This window comes from Polaromonas sp. (assembly GCF_029945685.1).
Lineage (GTDB): Bacteria > Pseudomonadota > Gammaproteobacteria > Burkholderiales > Burkholderiaceae_C > Polaromonas.
Genome location: NZ_JAQSDA010000003.1, coordinates 251,515 through 274,362 on the forward strand (window position 1 = coordinate 251,515; position 22,848 = coordinate 274,362).

Genomic DNA, 22,848 nt, shown 5'->3' on the forward strand with positions numbered 1-22,848 from the left:
AGCCCTGTAGTCCTTATGTACCGTGCGCTGACAGCTATTGTTTTAGGAGCATTGGCTTTCCCCGCCCTGGCCCAGATGACGCCGGTCGGCCTGTGGCGCAATGTGGACGACAAGACCGGGGAGGCCAAGGCCGAGATCCGGATTGTCGAGAGCGCCGGCGTGCTCAGCGGAAAGATCGCCACACGCCTGGGCAAGGACGTCAAGCCCGATGACGTCTGCGACCAGTGCAGCGATGACCGCAAGGACAAGCCGATTCTTGGCCTGGAGATCATCCGCGGCGCCAAAAAGGCCGAAGGCAAAGAGGTGTGGGAGGGCGGCAAGATCCTGGATCCCGAAAACGGCCGCAACTACACCCTGCGCCTGACGCCCGCCGAAGGCGGCAAAAAGCTTGAAGTCCGGGGCTCGTTCGGCCCCTTCGGGCGAACCCAGACCTGGGTCCGTATTCAGTAAATGGCTCACCCCGCCTGCGGCTCACTGCGTGTAGCCACATCTCCCCTTCCAGGGGCGACAGCTGTGGACCGGCAGAGCCGGCTCCACGCTGTCACTGGACTGGGATTCAATACACGCAACGAAACAAGATAAGTCATCAATAAGGAACGAAACAGATGTCCCGCTTCCAAGTCAAAAAAGTCGCCGTGCTCGGTGCCGGCGTGATGGGTGCGCAGATTGCGGCCCATCTGGTCAACCTCAAGGTGCCGGTGGTGCTGTTTGACCTGCCCGCCAAGGAAGGCCCGAAAAACGGCATCGTCAGCCGCGCGATCGAGGGCCTGAAAAAGCTCAAGCCCGCACCGCTGGGCGTGCCCGAAGACGCGGCCCTGATCCAGCAGGCCAACTACGAGGAACACATGGAGGTTCTGAAGGAGTGCGACCTGATCATCGAGGCGATTGCCGAACGCATGGACTGGAAGACCGACCTGTACCACAAGATCGCGCCTTTCATCAGCGAAGGCGCCATCGTCGCGAGCAACACCTCGGGCCTGTCGATCACCAAACTCAGCGAGGCATTGCCGGAATCGATCAAGCCACGTTTTTGCGGCATCCATTTTTTCAACCCGCCGCGCTACATGACGCTGGTCGAGCTGATCAACACGCCGACCACCGATCCCAAGGTGCTCGACGACCTCGAAGCCTTTGTGACCAGCGGCCTGGGCAAGGGCGTGATCCGCGCCCACGACACGCCCAACTTCGTGGCCAACCGCGTCGGCATCGCCGGCATGCTGGCGACGATGAAAGAGGTCGAAAACTTCGGCCTGACCTACGACGTGGTCGATGATCTCACCGGCAAGAAGCTGGGCCGCGCCAGCAGCGGCACCTTCCGCACCGCCGACGTGGTGGGCCTGGACACCATGGCCCATGTCATCAAGACCCTGCAGGACAACCTCGACGAAAAGAGCGACCCGTTCTACCCCAGCTTCGGCACGCCCGATGTGCTGAAAAAACTGCTGGAACTGGGCAACCTGGGCCAGAAGTCCAGGGCCGGTTTCTACAAGAAGGTGGGGCGCGACGTGTTGCGCTTCGACCTTGAGAGCGAGGAGTACGTGCCCGGCGGCGAGAAGGCCGACGAGGTGTACACCCGCATGCTCAAGCGGCCGGCCGGCGAGCGCCTGCGCCTGCTGCGCAACGCCGAGGGACCGCAGGGCCAGTTTCTCTGGGCCATCCTGCGCAACAGCTTTCACTACGCCGCCGTGCACCTCGCCACCATTGCCGACAACGCGCGCGACGTGGACCAGGCCATGCGCTGGGGCTTCGGCATGAAGCAGGGCCCGTTCGAGCTGTGGCAGGAAGCCGGCTGGCTGGACGTGGCGACGATGATCCAGGAAGATATCGACGCCGGCAAGGCGCTGTGCAAGGCGCCGCTACCCGAGTGGGTGTTCAAGGGCCCGGTGGCCGAAGCCGGTGGCGTGCACACGGCGCAGGGCTCCTGGAGCGCTTCGGCCGGAAAATTTGTGGCGCGCCGCGCGCTGCCCGTCTACGAGCGCCAGCATTTCCCCGAAAAGCTGCTCGGCGAGGCGCTGCCCGACTTCACGACCGCCGGCACGACGCTGCACGAAGACGATGCGATCCGTCTGTGGACGCTGGCTGGCGAACAGGGCGATGTGCTGATCGCCAGCATCAAGACCAAGATGCATGCCATCGGCCCCGATGTGGTCGAAGGCCTGGCCATGGGGGTGGATCTCGCCGAGAAAAGTTACAAGGGCCTGGTGATCTGGTCGAACGACGAGATGTTCTCGGCCGGCGCCGACCTGCAGGCCATGCTGCCCGCCTTCATGATGGCCGGTGTCTCGGCGGTCGAGGGTGCTGAGGCCGAGATGCAGAACGTGATGCTCAAGCTGCGTTATGCGGCCGTTCCCGTGGTGTCGGCCGTTCGCGGCCTGGCACTGGGCGGCGGCTGCGAGCTGGCGGTGTATTCGGCCAAACGGGTGGCTGCGATGGAAAGCTACATCGGCCTGGTCGAGGTCGGTGTCGGCCTGGTGCCTGGTGCCGGCGGCCTGACCTACATTGCACGCCGGGCGGCCGAAAACGCCGCGACGTCCACCAGCAAGGACGTGTTGCCCTTCCTGACCGAGGGTTTCACTGCTGCGGCCATGGCCAAGGTGGGCACCAGCGCCATCGAGAGCCGCAAGATCGGCTACCTGCTGGACAGCGATGTGATCGTGCCCCACAAGGACGAGCTGTTGCATGTGGCGCTCAACGAGGCCCGCGCGCTGTTCAACTCCGGCTACCGCGCACCGCACAAGCGGCCTTTCCCCGTGGTCGGCCGCAGCGGCCTGGCGACCATCAAGGGCCAGCTCGTCAACATGCGCGATGGCGGCTTCATCAGCGCGCACGACTTCCACATTGCCAGCCTGATCGCCAACGTGGTCTGTGGCGGCGATGTGGATGCCGGCTCGCTGGTGACCGAAGAGTACCTGATGACGCTGGAGCGCAAGGCCTTCTGCTCGCTGCTGGAACACCCGAAAACGCAGGAGCGGATCATGGGCATGATGAGCACGGGCAAACCTCTTCGTAATTGATAAAGCTACTGCGGAGGCATCATGCGTCGTTGCAGCCCAGAACCAATCCTCACGTACAGAAGTACGTTCCGGTTGCTTCCGGGCACCCGCGCCTAGCCTGATGCCTCCTCGCTACGCTTTCTCAATCACGAACCGCAACTTTATGACCCCACACAACAACCCCAACCGCCTTGAACGCCAGCTGGACCGGCTGTCCGACGTGCCGGCTTTTGCGCGCACCTGGTTTCGCGGTGTGGTGATGCACCGCGCCGTGCCGTTCACCGGAACGGCGGGGCTGGATTTTCTGCAGATGACGCCGACCCTTGTCGAGATCGGTATCAGGAACGAGAAGAAGGTGCAGAACCACATCGGCGGCATCCATGCTTCGGCGATGAATCTGCTGGCCGAAACCGCCACCGGCATGGTGGTGGGCATGAATGTGCGGGACGACTGCATCCCCTTGGCCAAGGAACTGAAGATGGCGTTCAACAAGCGCGCCACCGGATCGCTGCGTGCCGTGGCCACCTTGAGCGACGAGCAGCGCGCTGCCATGCGGGCCAGCGACAAGGGCGAAGTGACGGTTGCCGTCACGGTGACTGACGAGGCCGGCGTAGAGCCGGTCGAATGTGAATTTGTCTGGGCCTGGATACCTTCCGGCCCGCGAAAAAATTGAAGAATCAAAGGAACGACATCATGTCCAAACAAGTCCAGGAAGCCTACATCGTTGCCGCCACGCGCACGCCCATCGGGCGTTCGCACCGGGGGTTTTTCCGCAACACCCGACCCGACGAACTGCTGGTGCGCGCGCTTCAGGCGGCGTTGGCCCAAGTGCCGACGCTGGACCCGAAGGCCATCGAAGACCTCATTTGCGGCTGTGCGATTCCCGAAGGCCCGCAGGGCCTGAACATCGCGCGTATTGGCGCGGTGCTGGCCGGCTTGCCGACCAGTGTGGGCGGCATCACCGTCAACCGTTTTTGCGCGTCGGGCCTCTCCGCGATCCAGATGGCGGCCGACCGCATTCGTGTCGGCGAGGCGGACGTGATGATTGCCGCCGGTACCGAAAGCATGAGCATGGTGCCTATGTCGGGCAACTCGCCCTCGCTGTCACCGGCCATGTTTGCCAATGACGAGAACATCGGCATTGCCTACGGCATGGGCCTGACCGCCGAGAAGGTGGCGCAGCAGTGGAAGGTGTCGCGCGAGGCGCAGGACCAGTTTGCGGTCGAGTCGCACCAGAAGGCGATCAAGGCGCAACAGACCGGCGAGTTCACGGCCGAGATCACGCCGGTCGAGGTCACCGACCGTTCGCCGGATCTGGAGAGCGGCGAAGTCATCAGCAAAACCCGCACCGTGAGCCTGGACGAAGGTCCGCGCCCCGACACCTCGCTCGAAGGCCTGGCCAAACTCAAGACCGTGTTCGCTGCGCGCGGCTCGGTCACGGCCGGCAACAGCTCTCAAACATCGGACGGTGCCGGTGCGCTGATCCTGGCCAGCGAAAAGGCGGTAAAGGAACATGGCCTCAAGCCGCTCGCGCGATTTGTCAGCTACGCGGCCAAGGGCGTGCCACCGCACATCATGGGCATAGGCCCGATCGAAGCCATCCCGGCCGCGCTGCGTTATGCGGGTCTCAAGCAGGAAGACATCGACTGGTATGAGTTGAACGAGGCTTTTGCCGCCCAGTCACTGGCGGTGATCAACACGCTGGGCCTGAACGCGGCGAAGGTCAATCCCATGGGCGGTGCGATTGCGCTGGGCCATCCGCTGGGCGCGACCGGCGCAATTCGTGCGGCGACGGTGATCCACGCGTTGCACCGGCACCAGCTGAAGTACGGCATGGTGACGATGTGTGTGGGGATGGGGCAAGGCGCCGCAGGCATCTTCGAACGGGTGTAGGGCTACTGCGCGGGCGCATTGCGTCGTTGCAGCCCCAAGAAAATCCTCACGACCCTGAAGGTCGCTCCGGTTTTCTTCGGGCGCCCGCGCCTGGCACTGCATCCCGCTCGCTACGCCCTGGCAGTTGTGGTGGTTAAACCGGCGAAGACCGGTATGCAAATTTTGGAGACAAACATGCAACAGCAGCTTCTTGAATCGGGCACATCACAGCTCGCCCTGCGGGTTTACGAGGCCGGCACGCCGGCACAAGCCAGCGTGGTGATCGGCGGCGCGATGGGCGTGCGGCAGGACTATTACGCGTCGTTTGCCGAGTGGTTGTCGGGTCAGGGCTTCCGGGTCACGACCTTTGACTACCGAGGCTCGGGCGAGTCCTTACCCGGTACGCCGGACGGATCGCTGCGTGGTTTCCGGGCCGATCTTTTCGACTGGGCCAGCGACTACGACGCGGTGGTGGCCTCGGCCAAGGCCGCATTGCCGGATGCACCGCTTTACCTGCTGGGCCACAGCCTGGGCGCGCAACTGCCGGGTTTCCTGAAAAACCAGCACCAGGTCGATGGCCTGGTCAGCATTGCCGCCGGCAGCGGTTACTGGCGCGACAACGCGCCGCAGCTCAAGCGCATGGTGCTGTATTTCTGGTACGTGCTGGTGCCCTTGGCCACGCGCTTGTGCGGTTATTTCCCCGGACGCAAACTGAAGAAGGTCGGCGACCTGCCGGCCGGCGTGATGCTGCAGTGGCGCAGGTGGTGCCTGAACCCGGAATACTGCGTGGGCGCCGAAGGGGAGGGCGCACGACTTAGTTATGCGCAGGCGAGTTTTCCTGTGTTGGCGCTGTCCATCACCGACGACGAGCTGATGACCTGGCGCGGCACGCAAAACCTGATCAATCTGTACACCGGTGCGCCGCGCAGTTTTGAACGCATCAAACCGGCCGATCTGGGCGTCAGGCGTATCGGCCATTTCGGCTTTTTCCGCCAGCAGTTCAGCGACTCCCTGTGGCCGCGCCTGGTCCAAACGCTGGAGCGCATGGACCCGGCGCAACGGCCTGGCGACGTCACCGGTACGACTGCCTGAGCTCCAGAGGGACGGCATACTCGAAGCATGAGTTCTCATCCTTTTGATTCGGCCGTGGCCGTGCAGGCGCAGGCCGACGGCAGCTTCCTCGGCCATACCAGCGCCGCCTATGCCAACATGGTCGGGCCTTTCGGTGGCGTCACCGCAGCGCAGGCGCTCAACGCCGTGCTGCAGCACCCGCAGCGCCTGGGCGATCCGATTTCGCTGACCGTCAACTTCGCCGCCGCGCTGGCGGATGGGCCGTTTACCGTGCGTACTCGCCCCGCGCGCACCAACCGCTCGACCCAGCACTGGGTGATCGAAATGCAGCAGGATGGTGAAACGGTGTTGACCGGCACCGCCTTTTTCGGCTTGCGGCGCGACACCTGGGGCACCGACGAACACCTCATGCCGGCCGTCGCGGCCCCTGCGGATGTCGCCCGGGCCGGCGGCCCAACCCGGGTCGAATGGGTCAAACGGTATGAGATGCGTTTCGCAGAAGGTGCGATTCCGGTCGAATGGCACGGCGCCGACCAGGGCGCCAGCCGCACCCTGCTGTGGCTGCGCGACGACCCTCCGCGGGCGCTCGATTTCGCCTCGCTCACGGCACTGTCCGACGTGTTTTATCCGCGCGTCTGGCGCCGCCGGCCCCTGCTGGTGCCCGTAGGCACGGTGTCGATGACGGTGTATTACCATGCCGATGCCGCCTTGTTGCAGGCGACGGGCAGCGGCTACCTGCTGGGGCAGACACAGGCCCAGGCCTTTCGCAGCGGCTATTTCGACCAGACGGCGCAGTTGTGGAACGAGGCTGGCCAATTGCTGGTGACCACACACCAGGTCGTCTACTACAAGGAATAACGTGGCCCCCACGCTCCGCACTGTCGTGTCGTCGCGGCCCCCCCCGGGGGGGGGGGCCGCGGCGCCTGCGGTCCGGCCCTTCGCCAGGCTCAGGGCGGGCCAAGGCCGGTTCCGCGGCCCCGGCTGGCCTGGAAGCGTCAGCGTCTGTATCTATTTCGTTCAACAAACACTGGAAAGCACCACATGAGCACTGACATCCTGGTCCACACGGACAACGCGGTGATGACCATCACCCTGAACCGGGTCGAGAAGAAAAACTCCATCACCTCGGCCATGTACGCCGCCATGGCCGACGCGCTCGACGCTGCGAACGCGGACGCGGCGGTGCGCACCGTGGTGATGCAGGGCCACGAAAGCATTTTCTCGGCCGGCAACGACATCGGTGATTTCCTCAACGGTCCGCCCGCCACCCACGAGTCCCCGGTGTTCCGCTTTCTGCGCGGCATCAGCACCTTTCCCAAGCCGCTGGTGGCTGCCGTGTGCGGCCCCGCGGTGGGCATAGGCACCACCTTGCTGCTGCATTGCGATCTCGTCTACGCCGGGGACAACGCCGCCTTTTCCATGCCGTTTGTGAACCTGGGCCTGTGCCCGGAAGCGGCGTCGAGCTTTCTGGCGCCGCAACTCATGGGTTACGCGCGCGCGGCCGAAGCGTTGTTGCTCGGCGAGCCGTTCACCGCCGAGTCGGCGCTTGAGATGGGCCTGATCAATCGCATCGTACCGCCCGCCGAAGCCAATGCCCTGGCGCAGCGGCAGGCACAAAAACTCGCGGCCAAACCGCTGAGCTCGCTGGTGGAAACCAAGCGGCTGATGAAAAAAGGCCAGGCTGGCATGGTGGCCGAGCGGATGGCCGAAGAAGGCCTGAGTTTTGGCCGCATGCTCAAGGAGCCGGCCGCCCGCGAGGCCTTCGGCGCCTTCATGGCGAAGCGCAAACCGGATTTCTCCAGGGTTTGAGGTCAAATTGGCCTGCGGCCCTTATGCGGTAAGCGCAAGCAGCTATTAATTATGTAGCATTCAGGAGGCATCATGAGTTCAGTACCCGGTCTCAAAGGCAAAACCCTGTTCATCACCGGCGCCTCGCGCGGCATCGGCCTGGCCATTGCCGCACGTGCGGCGGCCGATGGCGCCAACATCGTGATCCTGGCCAAAACCACAGACCCCAACCCCAAGCTGCCGGGCACGATTTACAGCGCGGCCGAAGCGGTGAAAGCCGCCGGCGGGCAGGCGCTGCCGCTGGCGGTGGACATCCGGGACGAAGACGCGGTGACGGCGGCAGTGGCCAAGGCGGTGGCGGCGTTCGGCGGCATCGACATCCTGGTCAACAACGCCAGTGCCATCAGCCTGACCGACACCGAACACACGCCGATGAAGCGTTATGACCTGATGAACGGCATCAACGCGCGCGGCACTTACCTGTGCACCCAGGCATGTCTGGCGGAGTTGAAGAAATCCGCGCAGGCCGGGCGCAAGCCACAGGTGCTCACCATGTCGCCGCCGCTGAGCATGAAGCCCCACTGGTTCGAGAACCACACGGCCTACACCATGGCCAAATACGGCATGAGCATGTGCACCCTGGGCCATGCGGGGGAGTTCAAAAAAATACGGCATCGCCGTCAACAGCCTGTGGCCGCGCACCGCGATTGCCACGGCCGCCCTGCAGATGATTCCCGGTGTGGACCTGAAGCTGTGTCGCAAGCCGGAGATCCTTTCCGATGCGGCCCATCTGATCCTCACCAGTCCAAACCCGGCCACCGGCCAGTTCTACATTGACGACGAGCTGCTGGCCGCGCATGGCGTGACGGACCTTGAGAAGTATTCGGTAACGCCGGGCACAAAGAAATTCATCCCTGATTTTTTCGTGGACTGAACCATGCCCTACATGCTTCTCATCCACGAACCCGTCGGCCAGCGCCTGACCCGCAGCCAGGCGGAAGGCGAGGCGGTGTACGGGCGCATGCTCAAGTTTGCCGACGAGCTGAAATCAGAAGGTGTATTGCTGGGCGTGGAGTCGCTGGGCTCGCAGGACAACGCCGCCCGCGTGCGTGTGAGTGCCGGCAAGCCGCAGGTGCTGGATGGACCGTTTGCCGAAGCCAAGGAAATGGTGGGCGGCTTCTTTCTGGTGAACTGCGCAACCCGGGAGCAAGCCCTGGCGATTGCCGCCCGCTGCCCCGCCGCTGAATGGGCCACGCTGGAGGTTCGGGCCACCGGCCCTTGTTTCCTCTGAGCCCCGGCAGCAGAAGCCAAGGGTTTTTACCTGGTTCGGGTTTGTCGATTCCGCATCGGCTGCTTCGTCGTGTCAACAGGAGGCCAGGGATTCTGGTCACCACACACAAGGAGTACCCCGATGCGATTCATGATCATTGTGAAGTCGACGCCCGAGTTCGAGGCCGAGACCACCCCGCAGACCCCCGACGAAAAACTGATGGCTGCCATGGCCGACTTCCACGAGGAGCTGGCCCAAGCCGGCGTGCTGCTCGATGCCAGTGGGCTGCAGCCCAGCCGCAAGGGCTGGCGTATCCACTACGACGGCCAGAAGCGCACCGTGATTGACGGTCCTTTCGCGGAAGCCAAGGAACTGATCGCCGGCTTCACCACCATCCAGGTGCGCAACCGCGAGGAGGCGCTGGAGTGGTCGCGCCGTTTCCCCAACCCTGTCGGCGAAAATGCGCCGGCCGTGATCGAGGTTCGCCAGCTGTATGAACTGGATGACTTCGAGCCCAGCGCGCAGGTCGAGCGGTTCCGCGAGATGAACACGCCGAGCCAGAAGTAGGGAGCGCGCCATGATCAAAACCACTTTGCTTGCCCTGCTGGGGCTGATTGTGCTGGCCATCGCTGTCGTCGCGGTCATTGCTTTGCAACGGCCCGACACTTTCCGTGTGTCTCGCAACACCAGCATCGCCGCCCCGGCTGAAAAAATCTTCCCGCTGGTGAACGACGTCCGGGCCTTCAATACCTGGAACCCGTATGCGCTGAAAGCCCCGGAGATGAAGGGCAGCTACAGCGGCCCGTTCATCGGGCCCGGCGCCCACTACGACTTCGAAAGCAAGAAGTCAGGCAGTGGCAGCTTTGAAATCGTGCAGGCCATGGCGCCTTCGAAGGTACAGATGCGGCTCGACATGACCGCGCCATTCAAGGCCAACAACCTGATCACTTTTTCGCTGGTGCCCGGAGGTCAGACCACACAGGTCACCTGGTCCATGGAAGGCCCCGCACCTTTTGTCTCCAGATTCATGGGTGTGATTTTCAACATGGACAAGATGATCGGTGCCGACTTCGAAGCCGGCCTTGCCAACCTCAAGGCAAAAGCAGAGAAAGCCTGAAAGCCGCCGCCTTATTGAAACCATCTTCAAAGGAGCAACCATGTCACGCCAGATTTTTGTCAACCTGCCCATCAAGAACATGGAAAAGAGCCAGGCCTTCTTCAAAAGCCTGGGCTTTTCCTTCAACCCGCAGTTCACCAACGAGCAGGGCGCCTGCATGGTGATCAGCGAGGACCACAACTACGTGATGTTGCTGGTCGAGCCTTTTTTTCAGGGCTTCACCAAAAAGCCGGTCGCCGATGCCACGAAGACCACCGAGGTGCTGATCGCGCTGTCGTGCGGGAGCCGCGCCGAGGTGGACGAGATGGTGAGCAAGGCGCTGGCCGCCGGCGGCACCGCGCCCAATCCGCCGCAGGACCATGGCTTCATGTACAGCCATGGTTTCACCGACCTGGACGGCCATGTCTGGGAGGTGTTCTGGATGACCAAGTGAGCCCCCACGGTCGTTCACTGCGTGTAACTCCCTGCCCCCCGAGGGGGCCGCTGCGCCTGCGGGCCGGCAAAGCCGGACCCGCGGCCCCTGCTGGATTGAATACCAGGCTAGCGCTCCACTGAGCATCTGCTCTGCCGCTACCATTGATTCATGCACTCTTCCACCCATGATGCGATTTCCGCCGTCTGGCGCATCGAGTCCGCGAAGATCGTGGGTGCTGTTGCCCGCATGGTGCGCGAGATCGGGCTGGCCGAGGAACTGGCGCAGGACGCGCTGGTTGCCGCGCTGGAAAGCTGGCCCGGCAAGGGTGTGCCGGACAATCCCGGCGCCTGGCTGATGCAGGTGGCCAAAAACCGCGCGCTGGACCACCTGCGGCACCAGAAGATGCAGGGCGAAAAGTTTGAGCAGATCGGTCATGAGCTGGAGGCGCAGCAAGCGCTGGTTGTGCCTGATTTTGTGGACGCGCTCGACGAGGCCCGGCAGGACGAGATCGGCGACGACCTGCTGCGTTTGATGTTCACCGCCTGCCACCCGGTGCTGTCCACCGAAGCGCGGCTGGCGCTGACGCTCAAGCTGCTGGGCGGCCTGACCACCCATGAAATCGCCCGCGCTTTCCTGGTGCCCGAGCCCACGATGGCTCAGCGCATCGTGCGTGCCAAGCGCACCCTGGCCGAGGCGCGCGTGCCTTTTGAAGTCCCGCGTGGCGATGAACTGGGCGCACGCCTGGCCTCGGTGCTGGAGGTGGTCTACCTGCTGTTCAACGAGGGTTACACCGCCACCGCCGGTGATCACTGGATGCGGCCTGCGCTGACCGACGAGGCGCTGCGTCTGGGCCGCATGCTCGCCGGCCTGGCGCCGGACGAGTCCGAGGTGCAGGGTTTGCTGGCCCTGATGGAGCTGCAAGCCTCGCGCATGGCCGCCCGGGTGGATGCCGCTGGCCGGCCGATACTGCTTGCCGACCAGAACCGGGCGCGCTGGGATCATCTCCTGATACGCAGGGGGCTGGCTGCGCTCGACAGGGCGCTGGCGCTGGCCGAGTCGTCGGTCCGCGCCCTGGGACCCTATGCGTTGCAGGGCGCCATCGCCGCCTGCCATGCGCGCGCGCCGACTTCAGCAGAAACCGACTGGCTGCGTATTTCCGCCCTGTACGACGCGCTGGCACAAACCGCGCCGTCACCGGTGGTGGAGCTCAACCGTGCCGTCGCGGTGAGCATGGCCTTCGGCCCGGCCGCCGGGCTGGCCATCATCGACGCGCTGCGCGGCGACAAAGCCCTGCAGAATTACCAGTGGCTGCCCAGCGTGCGTGGCGACCTGCTTGCCAGGCTGGGCCGCAACGACGAGGCGCGCCATGAATTTGAACGCGCCGCGGCGCTGGCAGGCAATCTGCGCGAGCGCGAGTTGCTGCTCGGGCGAGCGCAGGGGCTGCTCCCCTGATGGCATCGATTCAGGAGCCGACCAGCGCGAGGTAGGCCCGGCGCGTTTCCGGTGCCACCGACGCCAGCACCTGCTCGTAAGACGTCTTGTGGCGGACCAGCAGCCGGGCAGAGGCGACGGCCTTGGACTTGCAGAACCAGTGGCAGCTGTGCTGCATCAGGAACATTTCGGCGGACAGGGTGAAGGCCTTGTTTTTGGGCGATTGTTCGGACGCGCTTTTCGCGGCGCGCGTGATGCCTTCGGCATGCACCAGCAGGAGCTGGCGCAAGTCGAAGGTCGCAGCCGGGAAGAGCCTGTCGGCGTAAGGCAGGGGCAGGGGGAGCCTGCTCACACGTGTCGCGGCGCCTTCCACCCGGGAGAACCCGGCCACGAAGTTGTTGAACTGCTCGCACAGCCTGGTCTCGGTGCTCGTCAACAGGTTCCAGATGCTTGCGCGGCGCTCCGGATCGTCCTCGCGAAGTGCGCGCATGTAGCCTTCGGTCAGGCTCTCCATGAGTTTTTCGATCTGGTACTGGCCGAGATGGCTGCCCAGCAAGGCGATGCGCTTGCGTTCGTAGCCCGATTTGAGCGCATAAGCGCCGGCGGCGACGATCAGCGCCAGAAAGAAGATGTCCATCAATGCTCAGGTTTTGTTTTGGAGAGGTTCCCAGTGTAGTCAGCTGGGGTTGCGGGGCCGCGCCGCAGCCTGTGCCTATTTTCACAAAGCAAGCGCTTGCTAAAAATAACGGCTTTTGTTATGGTCTGTTTCCATGGACAAAATACCTGTGCGCACCCGCCCTGCCGGCCGGGCCCTGGCCCTGCCTGCGGCGGTTGTCGCAGCCGCTGAAAAGCGGCCGCGCGGCCGGCCGCGCAAGACGCCCGGCGAGCGTGACGACGGCAACCGGCGGGTGGAGCTTGTCACCACCGCCGCGCGGCTGTTTCGCCGCAAGGGCTTTGACGGCACCAGCACGCGCGACATCGCGGCGGCGGTCGGGATGCACAGCGGCTCGCCTTTCTACCACTTCAAAAGCAAGGGGGCGCTGCTGTATGCCGTGATGGAGGAGGGCATGCGTTCGGCCATGGCCCGGCAGGCGGCGGCGCTGGAGGCGGCGGCGCCGTCTGCTCCCGACGCAGCGGCTTTGCTGCATGTGTTGATCCGCAATCATTTCGACGTGCTGCTGGGCCCCGGCAGCGATTTCATTCCCGTGATGCTGTACGAGTCGCGTTCCATCACGGCCAGGCAGCGCGCGTCGCTGGCCAGGCTGCAGGGCGACTACGAATCGGTCTGGGCGCCGGTGCTCCAGGCCCTGAGCGACCAGGGTCGGCTGCAGGCCCCGGTGAAGTTGGCGCGGCTGCTGATTTTTGGTGCGCTGAACTGGTCGGCGCAGTGGTTTGATGCCAAAAAAGGCGCTTCGCTCGATGAGCTGGCCGACGCGGCCATGGCGCTGTTCATCGGCGACAGCCGGACGCCCTCCACAAGGAAAACCCGTCAATGACTTACCGTTCCGTCTTCAGCGCCGGCCTGTTTGCCGGCAAGGTGGTGGTGGTCACCGGCGGTGGCTCCGGCATAGGCCGCTGCACGGCGCATGAGCTGGCGGCCCTGGGCGCGCATGTCGTGCTGATCGGCCGCAAGCTCGAGAAGCTGCACGCGGTGGCCGGCGAGATTGTGGCCGCCGGCGGTCGTGCCAGCTTTCACCCCTGCGATATTCGCCAGGAAGAGGCGGTGAAGGTCACCGTCGCGGCGATTGTGATTGCGCAGGGCCGCATCGACGCGCTGGTCAACAACGCGGGCGGGCAGTACATCGCGCCGCTGGAAAGCATCAGCGCCAAGGGCTGGGAAGCGGTCATCAATACCAACCTGACGGGCGGCTTTCTGATGGCCCGCGAGTGTTACCTGCAGTCCATGGCGGAGCACGGCGGCAGCATCGTCAACATCGTCGCGGACATCTGGGGCTCCATGCCGTCCATGGGCCACAGCGGTGCGGCGCGGGCCGGCATGGTCAGCTTCACCGAAACCGCTGCGGCCGAGTGGGCGCACAGCGGCGTGCGGGTCAACGCGGTGGCGCCGGGTTACATCGCATCGAGCGGCATGGACCACTACCCGCCCGAAGCGGGGAAGATGTTGCGCGAGATGCGCACCACCGTGCCGCTGGGCCGCTTCGGTACCGAGGCGGAAACCTCGGCCGCCATTGTGTTTATGCTCAGCCCTGCAGCCAGCTTCATCAGCGGCACCGTGCTGCGTGTGGATGGCGCGCGGCCGCAAGTGCGCATGGGCTGGCCCATGCGCCTGCCCGATGCCCAGGCGCAGCAGCGCGATGCCGTGAAACCCTTTGACGGTTTTCATCTGGCGACAACGCCGAAGGTGTTCCAGTCATGACGGTTTTCCAGTCGGCATGGAATGCGCAGGGTCATGCGGCCGTGCAGCGGCGCGACGCCATGCTGGCACGGATTGCGACGCTGCGTGCGCTGGAGGCCCGTGCCGCCCAGGCTTCAGCCAAATCAAAACCGGTGTTCGACAAACGTGGCCAGTTGTTGCCGCGTGAACGGGTGGCGCTGCTGCTGGACCCGGGCGCGCCCTGGCTGCCTTTGTGTTCACTGGCCGGGTTCATGCAGGACCACAAGGATGCGGCGCTATCGACTCCAGGGGGCGGCATCGTGGCTGGCATCGGTTTCATCGAGGGCGCGCGCTGCATGGTGGTGGCCAGCGACTCGGGCATCGAGGCCGGCGCCATCCAGGCCATGGGGCTGGAGAAGATCCTGCGGGTGCAGGAGATCGCGCTGCAGAACAAGCTGCCTTTCATTCACCTGGTGGAAAGCGCCGGCGCCAACCTGATGCGTTACCGCGTCGAGGGTTTTATCCACGGCGGCGCCCTGTTCCGCAACCTCGCGCGTCTGTCGGCGGCGGGCATTCCGGTCATCACCGTGCAGCACGGCTCCGGCACGGCGGGCGGGGCCTACATGCCGGGTCTCTCGGACGTGGTGATCATGGTGCGCAACCGCTCGCGTGCCTTTCTGGCCGGGCCGCCCCTGCTGATGGCGGCTACCGGCGAGGTCGCCACCGAAGAGGAACTGGGCGGCGCCGGGATGCACACCGGCGTGTCGGGCCTCGGTGAACAGCTGGCCGAGGATGACCGCCAGGCGCTGGGCCTGGCGCGCCAGGTGGTGGCCCGGACTGCATGGTCAAATTGGCCTCCAGCCCTTTCCGGGCCTGCGCAATTAGCTATAAATTTCGTAGCAAACGAGCCTTTGTTCCCGGCCGATGAGCTGCTCGGGCTGATGGCCGGCGATCTGCGCCAGCCGGTGGACATGCATGAAGTGATTGCGCGGCTGGTCGATGGCTCGGACTTTCTGCCCTTCAAGGCGCTGTACGGCGCCGCCACGGTGTGTGTGCAGGCGGCGATCGATGGCCACGCGGTGGGCATCATCAGCAACAACGGCCCCATCGACGTGGCGGGCGCCAACAAGGCCACCCATTTCATCCAGCTGATGTGCCAGCTCGGCCACCCCATCGTCTACCTGCAGAACACCACCGGCTACATGGTCGGCAAGGACGCCGAGCAGGGCGGCATGATCAAACACGGCTCCAAGATGATCCAGGCCGTCACCAACGCCACGGTGCCGCAGATCACCATCCAGTGCGGTGCCTCGTTCGGCGCCGGCAATTACGGCATGTGCGGCCGCGCTTATGCACCGCGCTTCCTGTTCAGCTGGCCGAGTGCGAAAACCGCCGTGATGGGCGGCGAACAGGCAGCGCGCACCATGCAGATCGTCACAGAGGCCGCGATGGTGCGCAAGGGCATCCCGATTGACGCGGCGCAATCGCAGGCGCAGTTCGACAAGATCGTCGCCGTGTTCGAGGCGCAGGCCGACGCCTTCTACACCTCGGGCCTGCTGCTCGACGATGGTGTGATCGATCCGCGCGATACCCGCGCGGTGCTGGCGCAATGCCTGGCGATGTGTGCCGAGGCCGAAGCCCGGCAACTGCGGCCCATGCAGTTTGGCGTGGCGCGCATGTGAATGGACAGACCCAAGGAGACAAGCATGCAATACACCCACGAACACCTCGAAATCCAGAAGACCCTGAAACGATTTATCGACGCCGAGATCAACCCGCATGTGGACGAATGGGAGGCGGCTGAAATCTTTCCCGCTCACGAGGTTTTCAAGAAACTTGGCGATCTCGGCTTGTTGGGGCTGACCAAGCCAGAAGCATATGGCGGCGCCGGACTCGACTACTCCTACGGCGTCGCCATGGCCGAGGCGCTGGGTCATATCGACTGCGGCGGCATCCCCATGGCCATTGGTGTGCAGACCGACATGTGTACACCGGCACTGGCGCGGTTCGGCAGTGACGAGCTCAAGCGTGAATTCCTGGCCCCGGCGATTGCAGGTGACATGGTCGGCTGCATTGGCGTGAGCGAGCCGGGCGCCGGCAGTGACGTGGCGTCCATCAAGAGCCACGCGCGCAAGGACGGCGACGACTATGTGATCAGCGGCCAGAAGATGTGGATCACCAACAGCCTGCAGGCTGACTGGATGTGCATGCTGGTCAACACCGGCGAGGGGCCGCAGCACAAGAACAAAAGCCTGGTGATGGTGCCCATGCGCGAAGGCGGCAAGCTGCGCCAAGGCATTGAGGTTGGCAGGAAGATCAGGAAGATTGGCATGAACGCCAGCGACACCGGTCTGATCTATTTCGACGAAGTACGGGTGCCGCAGCGCTACCTGATAGGTGCCGAAGGCTCGGGCTTCATGTACCAGATGATGCAGTTCCAGGAAGAGCGCCTCTGGTGCGCGGCCAGCTGCATCCAGTCGCTCACCAACTGCATAGACTGGACAGTGGAGTGGGCGCATGAGCGCAAACTCTTCGGCGCCACACTGGCCGACCAGCAGTGGGTGCAGTTCAAGCTGGCCGAGATGAAAACCGAGGTCGAAAGCCTGCGCGCCATGACCTACCGCGCCTGCGAGCTTTATGTGCAGGGCCAGGATGTGACCGAGCTGGCCTCCATGGCCAAGCTCAAGGCCGGGCGCCTGAACCGCCTGGTGCCCGACACCTGCCTGCAGTTCTGGGGCGGCATGGGTTTTACCTGGGAGAACAAGGTGGCGCGCATGTTCCGCGACGGCCGGCTGGCTTCCATAGGCGGCGGTGCCGACGAGGTGATGATGGGCATCATCGCCAAGTACATGGGCCTGGCCAAGAGCAGCAAGAAACCCGCTGCCTGAGGATGAGCACGGCCATGAGTCACAAGCTGCAGATCACCCGTTTCGGCGAGGTCGAACACTGGACCCTGAACGATCCGGCCACACGCAACGCCCTGACCGACGAGGTGGTGGCCGCGCTGGCGCAAGCCTGCGCACGCGCCGCACAGGACACGGCCTTGCGCTTTGTGGTGTTGCAGGGCAGCGGCGGCTTTTTTTGCGCCGGTGGCAGTCTGGGCAGCTTCGCGCAGGCCATAGGGCAGGCGCTGCCGACAGGGCAGACCGACCCGCTGATGGCCATGAACGCCGGTTTTGGCCATGCGCTGCACGCCCTGTGCGCGCTGCCGCAGATGCTGCTGGTGGCGGTGGACGGCCCGGCCATGGGGGGTGGTCTGGGCCTGGTGTGTTGCGGCGACTTCGTGCTGGCCACACCTGCCGCCGTGTTTGCCACACCCGAGGTCACGCTGGGTGTGGTCCCAGCGCAGATTGCGCCTTTTGTACACAGGCGTCTGGGTGACAGGTTGGCGCGGCAGATGATGTTGTCCGGGGAGAAAATTTCCGCACAGCAGGCGCTGGACCAGGGGCTGGTGGACGAGCTCACTGATGACCTGCCAGCCGCCGTGGCGCGGCGCATCAGCGCGTTGCGCGGGGCGGCCCCGGGCGCCGTGACCCACACCAAGGCCCTGCTTTGCATGATCAATCAGGCTCCAGCCCTTGACCTGCCTGCGCAAGCAGCTATCAAATTTGCAGCAAATTTGCGCAGCCCGGAAGCTGCCGAAGGCCTGGCGGCCTTTGCGCAAAAGCGCAAGCCCGGGTGGGCAGCATGAGCCCCACGACCACCCCCATCCGCCGCCTGCTGATCGCCAACCGCGGCGAAATCGCGCGTCGCATCATCCGCACCGCACACCGCATGGGGATGGCCACCGTGACCGTGTATTCCGATGTCGACGCGCAGGCCCTGCACGTGCAGGAAGCGGGCAGTGCGGTAGCGCTGGGCGGCACGCTCTCAGCCGATTCCTACTTGCGCATCGACAAGTTGTTGGCTGCCGCCAAGGCGGCCGGCGCGGATGCGGTGCATCCCGGCTATGGGTTCCTCAGCGAAAACGCAGAGTTTGCGCAGGCGGTGATGGATGCCGGCCTGACCTGGGTCGGACCACCACCGGCCGCCATCCGCGCCCTGGGCAACAAGGCCGCTGCCAAGCAGCTTGCACTGGCGCAGAACGTTCCCTGCCTGCCGGGCTACCAGGGCGCCGACCAGTCGAATGAGGGCTTGGCAGCCGAAGCGGAGAAAGTGGGCTACCCGCTGATGGTGAAAGCCACAGCCGGCGGTGGCGGCCGCGGCATGCGTCTGGTGACGGATGCCGCGGCTTTGCAGGCGGCGCTGGACAGCGCGCGCTCCGAAGCGCTGTCGTCCTTCGGCAGCGGCGACCTGCTGCTGGAGCGCGCGCTCCTGAATCCGCGCCACGTCGAGGTGCAGGTGTTTGCCGATGCCCATGGTCACTGCATTCACCTCGGGGAGCGCGACTGCTCGGTGCAGCGGCGTCACCAGAAACTGATTGAAGAGTCGCCGAGTCCGGCAGTGAACGCTGACCTGCGCGAACGCATGGGCGCCTGCGCGGTGGCGCTTGCGCAGGCGGCCGGCTACGTGGGCGCGGGAACGGTGGAGTTTCTGCTCGACGAGAACGGTGATTTTTTCCTCATGGAGATGAACACGCGGCTGCAGGTTGAACACCCTGTCACTGAAGCGGTGACGGGTCTGGACCTGGTCGAGTGGCAGTTGCGCATCGCCCAGGGCGAGTCGCTGCCGCTGCGCCAGGAAGAAATCACCTTCAGCGGCCATGCCATCGAGGTGCGACTGTGCGCCGAGGACGAAAATTTTTCGCCACATGCCGGGCGGGTGCAGCACTTCATGGAGCCTGCGCACGCGCGTTTTGACCATGCGCTGCAGGCCGGCGGCGAGGTCACGCCGTTTTACGACTCCATGCTCGGCAAGCTGATCGTGCGCGGGGCGACACGGGCGCAGGCGATTGACCGACTGATCGCAGCGCTTGCCTCCACCCAGGTGCTGGGCCTGCCGACCAACCGCGCGTTTCTGGCGGCATGCCTGGCACACCCGGTGTTCCGCGCCGGCCAGGCGCTGATTCCCTTTCTGGCCGAGCACGGTGACGGCATTCGCAAAACCCTGCAGGACGAACAGACGCAGGTGCTGTTACCAGCGGCCCTCGGGCTGCATTTTCAGGGCAGCACCGGCGCTGCGCAGGCCTTGCCTTGTCCCTTCGGCACGGCCTTGCGGGTCGTGCATGGCGAACAGGTGCTGGCCATCACCGTGACGGAAACCGGAGCGGGTGGGCTGGAAGTTTCCTGCGGCACGCAGCAACACGCGGCCGGGTGTGTGCGTGCAAGCGACGGCCGGATGCGTGTCATGGTCGATGGCCTGAGCCACACGGTGCAGGCCTGCCAGGTGACCGGCGGGCGTTGGCATGTGCAGGTCGGCGAGACGGAGGTGTGGCTGAGAGACGCGAGTTTTGAGCCTGCAGCCGGGCTGGTTTCGGGCAACCCGTCCATGGAACTGCGGGCACCGTTCAACGGCAAGGTGATCGCCGTCCAGGTGAGCACCGGCGAATCAGTCAGGCGTGGCGACACCTTGCTGGTCATCGAGTCGATGAAGCTCGAACATGCGGTGTGTGCGACGCGCGATGCCGTGGTGGCGGCCGTGGCGGTGGCGCCTGGCCAGCAGACGGCGCCGGGTCAGGTTTTGTTGAGGTTTGAAGCATGAATTCTTCTTCCGCCGACTTCGATATGCTGGTTGACGTCACCGCGTCTGTCCGGCGTTTTGCGCAGAACGACATCGCGCCGCATGTCAGCCAGTGGGACGACGCCGGCGAGTTTCCGCGCGCCTTGTATCACCAGGCGGCCGGGTTGGGCCTGCTGGCGCTGGGTTACCCCGAGGCACTGGGCGGGACCCCGGCGTCCTGGCGGCTGCGCAACGCGATGACGCTGGCCTTGTGCCGCTACGGCGGCAGCGGCGGTGTGCTGGCCAGCCTGTTTTCGCACAACATCGGTCTGCCGCCGGTGCTGGCCCATGGCTCGGCGGCCTTGCAGCAGGCGGTCATTCCACCGGTGCTGCGTGGCGAAAAAATTGCAGCGCTGGCGATCACCGAGCCCGGCGGCGGCTCCGATGTGGCGGCACTGCGCACCACAGCGCGGCGCGACGGGGCCGACTATGTGATTGACGGCGAGAAGGTGTTCATCACCTCGGGCATGCGTGCGGACTTCATCACGGTGGCGGTGCGCACCGGCGACGCCGGCAGCAAGGGGGCCAGCGGCATCTCCATGATGCTCGTGCCCGGCGACAGCCCGGGCCTGTCGCGCACCCGGCTGGAGAAAATGGGCTGGTGGTGTTCGGACACGGCCCACCTGCGCTTTGACGGCGTGCGGGTGCCGGCCAGCCATTTGCTGGGCGAAGAGGGCGGTGGTTTCAGGATCATCATGGGCAACTTCAATGGTGAGCGCCTGGCGATGTCGGCCGCCGCGCTGGGTTTTGCCCAGGCCTGTTACGACGAGGCGCTGGATTGGGCGCGCCAGCGCAAGACCTTTGGCAGCACGCTGGTCGACAAGCAGGTGATCCGCCACAAGCTGGTCGATATGCAGATGCGCATCGCCTCTACCCAGGCCTGGGTCGATGTGGTGGCTGACCGTGCCGATGCGGGTGACCAGGGCGCCGACTGGGTGGCCCATGTCTGCATGCTGAAGAACCACGCAACGCAGACCATGCAGTTCTGCGCCGACCAGGCGGTGCAGATTCTCGGCGGCATGGGTTTCATGCGCGGGACCCGAAGTGAACGTATTTACCGCGAGGTCAAGGTCATGATGATTGGCGGCGGCGCCGAAGAGATCATGAAAGACCTTGCTGCACGACAATTGGGCCTATGACCGCTGACTCTTCGCCCCGTATCGAACCGCCCGCCGGGTTCGAGCCAGAATTCATCGCCGGATTGAAAACGCTTTTTGAGGAAAAAATATCCTTCAATCGCGTGCTCGGACTGAAGATCACTTCGCTCAAGCCAGAGCAGGTCACCGCGCGCATCACCATGAGCGAGCATTTGATCGGGCACTATGCACACAACCGCATCCACGGCGGCGTCATCAGTGCCGGGCTCGATGCGATGGGAGGTCTCGCCGTGATGGCTGCCATTGGCGCGCGGCACATGGACGAATCTCCCCTGCAGCGACTGCAACGCTTTTCCAAGCTCGGCACCATCGATTTGCGTGTTGATTACCTGCGTCCGGGCATAGGCGAGTATTTCGAGCTGCGCGCCGAGGTCATGCGTCTGGGCTCGCGCGTGGCCTCCACCCGCATGGAATTTCTCGGCGCCGACGGCAAGCTGCTGTCCACGGGGGCTGGCGCCTACATCGTTTCCTGAAAAGGAAAAAGCCACCCGAGGGTGGCTTTTTGAAGACCTGGAAGGGCGTTTACCGCATGTAATCCGATACCGGCTTCCATTTACCGTCGGTGATCTGCGAGAGGCGCGAGGCGTCGCTGCCCAGGCGCTTGGTCGGCGAGAAAGTGGCCTCGGCGCTGCCGAACATGTCGGGTGGAATGGTCATCGTGTCCATCACCTTGATAAAGCTGTCGGTGGTCAGGTTGTTGCCTGCTTTCTGCGCGGCCTTGGCAAAGGTGTCGATGATGTTGTAGCCATAGACCGAGAAGACGGTGGGGTCTTCATTGAACTTGGTTTTGTACTTGTTGGCCCAGAAGCGGATCGGCTGCGAAGCCTCGTCAAGGTAGGGGTTCTGCACGGTCATGGTGGCGTACAGGCCGTTCATGGCCGGGCCACCGAGCTTGTGGATCAGGTCGGTGTAAGACGCGCTGGAGCCAAGAAACACGGGGTTGAAACCAGTCTTGCGTGATTCCCCGATGGCACCAATGGTTTCTCGGATGATGGTGCCGAGCACGACCATTTCGCAGCCCGAGGCCTTCATCTTGGCTACCTGCGATGAAAAATCGGTCGCACCCCGTTTGTACGAGGTTTTTTCGGCGAATTCCATGCCGATGGTCTTGAGGCCTGCTTCACCGCCGCGCATCACCTCCAGGCCGAACTCGTCGTCCTGGTACATGGTGCACACCTTCTTGATGCCTTTTTCCTTGGCCAGCTTCGGCGCGGCATTGCGGATCTGGTCGAAATAGGTGGCGGCGAAAGAGTACTTGAGCTTGTGAAAGGGATCGTACATTTCACGCGCGGCGGTGATCGGAAAGAAATTGATCACGTTCTTGTCGAACTGTACCGGCATGGCGGCCAGGTTCTGCGCCGTACCGATGTGGCCGACCATCATGAAAATCTTGTCCTGGTTGACCAGCTTCTGGGCGGCCAGCACGGCTTTTTTCGGATCGTAGGCCGAGTCTTCGACGATGATTTTCAGCTTGCGGCCGTTGATACCACCCTGCTCATTGATCTCGTCCACCCGCAGCAGCATGCCCAGCCGTGCCTGCTTGCCGAAACCAGCGATGGGTCCGGACAGGTCCTGGATGGAGCCCAGGGTGATTTCGGTCTTGCTCACGCCCTGCTGGGCGGTGGCGTAGCCGGTGCTGAGCGCCAGGACGGCCAGCGCCAGGGTGGTTTTGAATTTCATGGATGTCTCCTGTAAAACGAAGGTGCTTGCAGCTTGGCATTCTTAACCTTCGCCCGCGCCT

Annotated in this window: 22 protein-coding genes and 1 pseudogene; 21 read left to right on the plus strand and 2 right to left on the minus strand. The window is 64.2% G+C overall.

The window, feature by feature from the left end; genetic code table 11:
- The first annotated feature begins 15 nt into the window (after positions 1 to 15).
- The 13 genes and pseudogenes from PSV26_RS01500 to PSV26_RS01560 all read left to right on the plus strand — a co-directional run bounded on the left by PSV26_RS01500 (position 16) and on the right by PSV26_RS01560 (position 11,978).
- Positions 16 to 450: a DUF2147 domain-containing protein gene (locus tag PSV26_RS01500; protein WP_300566804.1), complete on the plus strand. Its 435-nt coding sequence runs from the start codon at positions 16 to 18 to the stop codon at positions 448 to 450.
- A 155-nt stretch (positions 451 to 605) separates the two neighbouring features.
- Positions 606 to 3,014: a 3-hydroxyacyl-CoA dehydrogenase/enoyl-CoA hydratase family protein gene (locus PSV26_RS01505; protein WP_300566807.1), complete on the plus strand. Its 2,409-nt coding sequence runs from the start codon at positions 606 to 608 to the stop codon at positions 3,012 to 3,014.
- Positions 3,015 to 3,156: 142 nt separating this feature from the next.
- Positions 3,157 to 3,666, plus strand: a complete 510-nt coding sequence (locus PSV26_RS01510) for a DUF4442 domain-containing protein (RefSeq protein WP_300566810.1) — start codon at positions 3,157 to 3,159, stop codon at positions 3,664 to 3,666.
- Positions 3,667 to 3,686: 20 nt separating this feature from the next.
- Positions 3,687 to 4,886 carry an acetyl-CoA C-acyltransferase gene (locus PSV26_RS01515; RefSeq protein WP_300566813.1) on the plus strand — a complete coding sequence of 400 codons (1,200 nt, stop codon included), beginning with the start codon at positions 3,687 to 3,689 and terminating at the stop codon, positions 4,884 to 4,886.
- 174 nt (positions 4,887 to 5,060) lie between these two features.
- Positions 5,061 to 5,957 carry an alpha/beta fold hydrolase gene (locus PSV26_RS01520; protein ID WP_300566816.1) on the plus strand — a complete coding sequence of 299 codons (897 nt, stop codon included), beginning with the start codon at positions 5,061 to 5,063 and terminating at the stop codon, positions 5,955 to 5,957.
- A 27-nt stretch (positions 5,958 to 5,984) separates the two neighbouring features.
- The gene (locus PSV26_RS01525; RefSeq protein ID WP_300566819.1) at positions 5,985 to 6,794 is read left to right on the plus strand and encodes a thioesterase family protein; all 810 of its coding nucleotides are present in this window, start codon (positions 5,985 to 5,987) and stop codon (positions 6,792 to 6,794) included.
- A 183-nt stretch (positions 6,795 to 6,977) separates the two neighbouring features.
- Complete coding sequence (locus PSV26_RS01530; protein ID WP_300566822.1) at positions 6,978 to 7,745, plus strand: enoyl-CoA hydratase; 768 nt, start codon at positions 6,978 to 6,980, stop codon at positions 7,743 to 7,745.
- 72 nt (positions 7,746 to 7,817) lie between these two features.
- Positions 7,818 to 8,658, plus strand: a pseudogene (locus PSV26_RS01535) (NAD(P)-dependent oxidoreductase).
- Between the two features lie 3 nt (positions 8,659 to 8,661).
- The gene (locus PSV26_RS01540; protein ID WP_293593847.1) at positions 8,662 to 9,015 is read left to right on the plus strand and encodes a YciI family protein; all 354 of its coding nucleotides are present in this window, start codon (positions 8,662 to 8,664) and stop codon (positions 9,013 to 9,015) included.
- Between the two features lie 120 nt (positions 9,016 to 9,135).
- Complete coding sequence (locus PSV26_RS01545; protein WP_300566825.1) at positions 9,136 to 9,561, plus strand: YciI family protein; 426 nt, start codon at positions 9,136 to 9,138, stop codon at positions 9,559 to 9,561.
- 10 nt (positions 9,562 to 9,571) lie between these two features.
- Complete coding sequence (locus PSV26_RS01550; RefSeq protein WP_300566828.1) at positions 9,572 to 10,111, plus strand: SRPBCC family protein; 540 nt, start codon at positions 9,572 to 9,574, stop codon at positions 10,109 to 10,111.
- A gap of 40 nt (positions 10,112 to 10,151) precedes the next feature.
- Complete coding sequence (locus PSV26_RS01555) at positions 10,152 to 10,544, plus strand: VOC family protein (RefSeq protein WP_300566831.1); 393 nt, start codon at positions 10,152 to 10,154, stop codon at positions 10,542 to 10,544.
- Between the two features lie 150 nt (positions 10,545 to 10,694).
- The gene (locus PSV26_RS01560) at positions 10,695 to 11,978 is read left to right on the plus strand and encodes an RNA polymerase sigma factor (protein WP_300566834.1); all 1,284 of its coding nucleotides are present in this window, start codon (positions 10,695 to 10,697) and stop codon (positions 11,976 to 11,978) included.
- A gap of 10 nt (positions 11,979 to 11,988) precedes the next feature.
- Here the strand turns inward: PSV26_RS01560 and PSV26_RS01565 are convergent, their stop codons facing one another.
- Positions 11,989 to 12,594 (minus strand): hypothetical protein, encoded by a 606-nt coding sequence (locus PSV26_RS01565; RefSeq protein WP_300566837.1) that lies wholly within the window; start codon positions 12,592 to 12,594, stop codon positions 11,989 to 11,991.
- A gap of 133 nt (positions 12,595 to 12,727) precedes the next feature.
- On the opposite strand from PSV26_RS01565, the gene PSV26_RS01570 reads away from it, so the two are divergent.
- From PSV26_RS01570 to PSV26_RS01605, 8 genes are read left to right on the plus strand one after another with little or no spacing between them, the layout of a single operon-like run.
- Complete coding sequence (locus PSV26_RS01570) at positions 12,728 to 13,453, plus strand: TetR/AcrR family transcriptional regulator (protein ID WP_300566840.1); 726 nt, start codon at positions 12,728 to 12,730, stop codon at positions 13,451 to 13,453.
- Entirely contained in the window at positions 13,450 to 14,334 is an 885-nt protein-coding gene (locus PSV26_RS01575; protein ID WP_300566843.1) for an SDR family oxidoreductase, read from the plus strand. The genes PSV26_RS01570 and PSV26_RS01575 overlap by 4 nt, the downstream gene beginning before the upstream one ends.
- On the plus strand, positions 14,331 to 15,974 hold the full coding sequence (locus PSV26_RS01580) for a carboxyl transferase domain-containing protein (protein WP_300566846.1): 1,644 nt from the start codon (positions 14,331 to 14,333) through the stop codon (positions 15,972 to 15,974). Before PSV26_RS01575 ends, PSV26_RS01580 begins: the two co-directional genes overlap by 4 nt.
- A gap of 24 nt (positions 15,975 to 15,998) precedes the next feature.
- Positions 15,999 to 17,180: an acyl-CoA dehydrogenase family protein gene (locus PSV26_RS01585; RefSeq protein ID WP_300566849.1), complete on the plus strand. Its 1,182-nt coding sequence runs from the start codon at positions 15,999 to 16,001 to the stop codon at positions 17,178 to 17,180.
- Positions 17,181 to 17,194: 14 nt separating this feature from the next.
- A complete protein-coding gene (locus tag PSV26_RS01590; RefSeq protein ID WP_300566852.1) occupies positions 17,195 to 17,983 on the plus strand; it encodes an enoyl-CoA hydratase-related protein in 789 nt (262 codons plus the stop codon).
- Positions 17,980 to 19,932 (plus strand): biotin carboxylase N-terminal domain-containing protein, encoded by a 1,953-nt coding sequence (locus PSV26_RS01595; protein WP_300566855.1) that lies wholly within the window; start codon positions 17,980 to 17,982, stop codon positions 19,930 to 19,932. Before PSV26_RS01590 ends, PSV26_RS01595 begins: the two co-directional genes overlap by 4 nt.
- Positions 19,929 to 21,089 carry an acyl-CoA dehydrogenase family protein gene (locus PSV26_RS01600; RefSeq protein ID WP_300566858.1) on the plus strand — a complete coding sequence of 387 codons (1,161 nt, stop codon included), beginning with the start codon at positions 19,929 to 19,931 and terminating at the stop codon, positions 21,087 to 21,089. Before PSV26_RS01595 ends, PSV26_RS01600 begins: the two co-directional genes overlap by 4 nt.
- A complete protein-coding gene (locus PSV26_RS01605) occupies positions 21,086 to 21,580 on the plus strand; it encodes a thioesterase family protein (protein WP_300517871.1) in 495 nt (164 codons plus the stop codon). Before PSV26_RS01600 ends, PSV26_RS01605 begins: the two co-directional genes overlap by 4 nt.
- Before the next feature lie 49 nt (positions 21,581 to 21,629).
- Here PSV26_RS01605 and PSV26_RS01610 read toward each other — a convergent pair whose 3' ends face one another.
- Entirely contained in the window at positions 21,630 to 22,787 is a 1,158-nt protein-coding gene (locus PSV26_RS01610) for an ABC transporter substrate-binding protein (protein ID WP_300517873.1), read from the minus strand.
- Positions 22,788 to 22,848 lie beyond the last annotated feature (61 nt).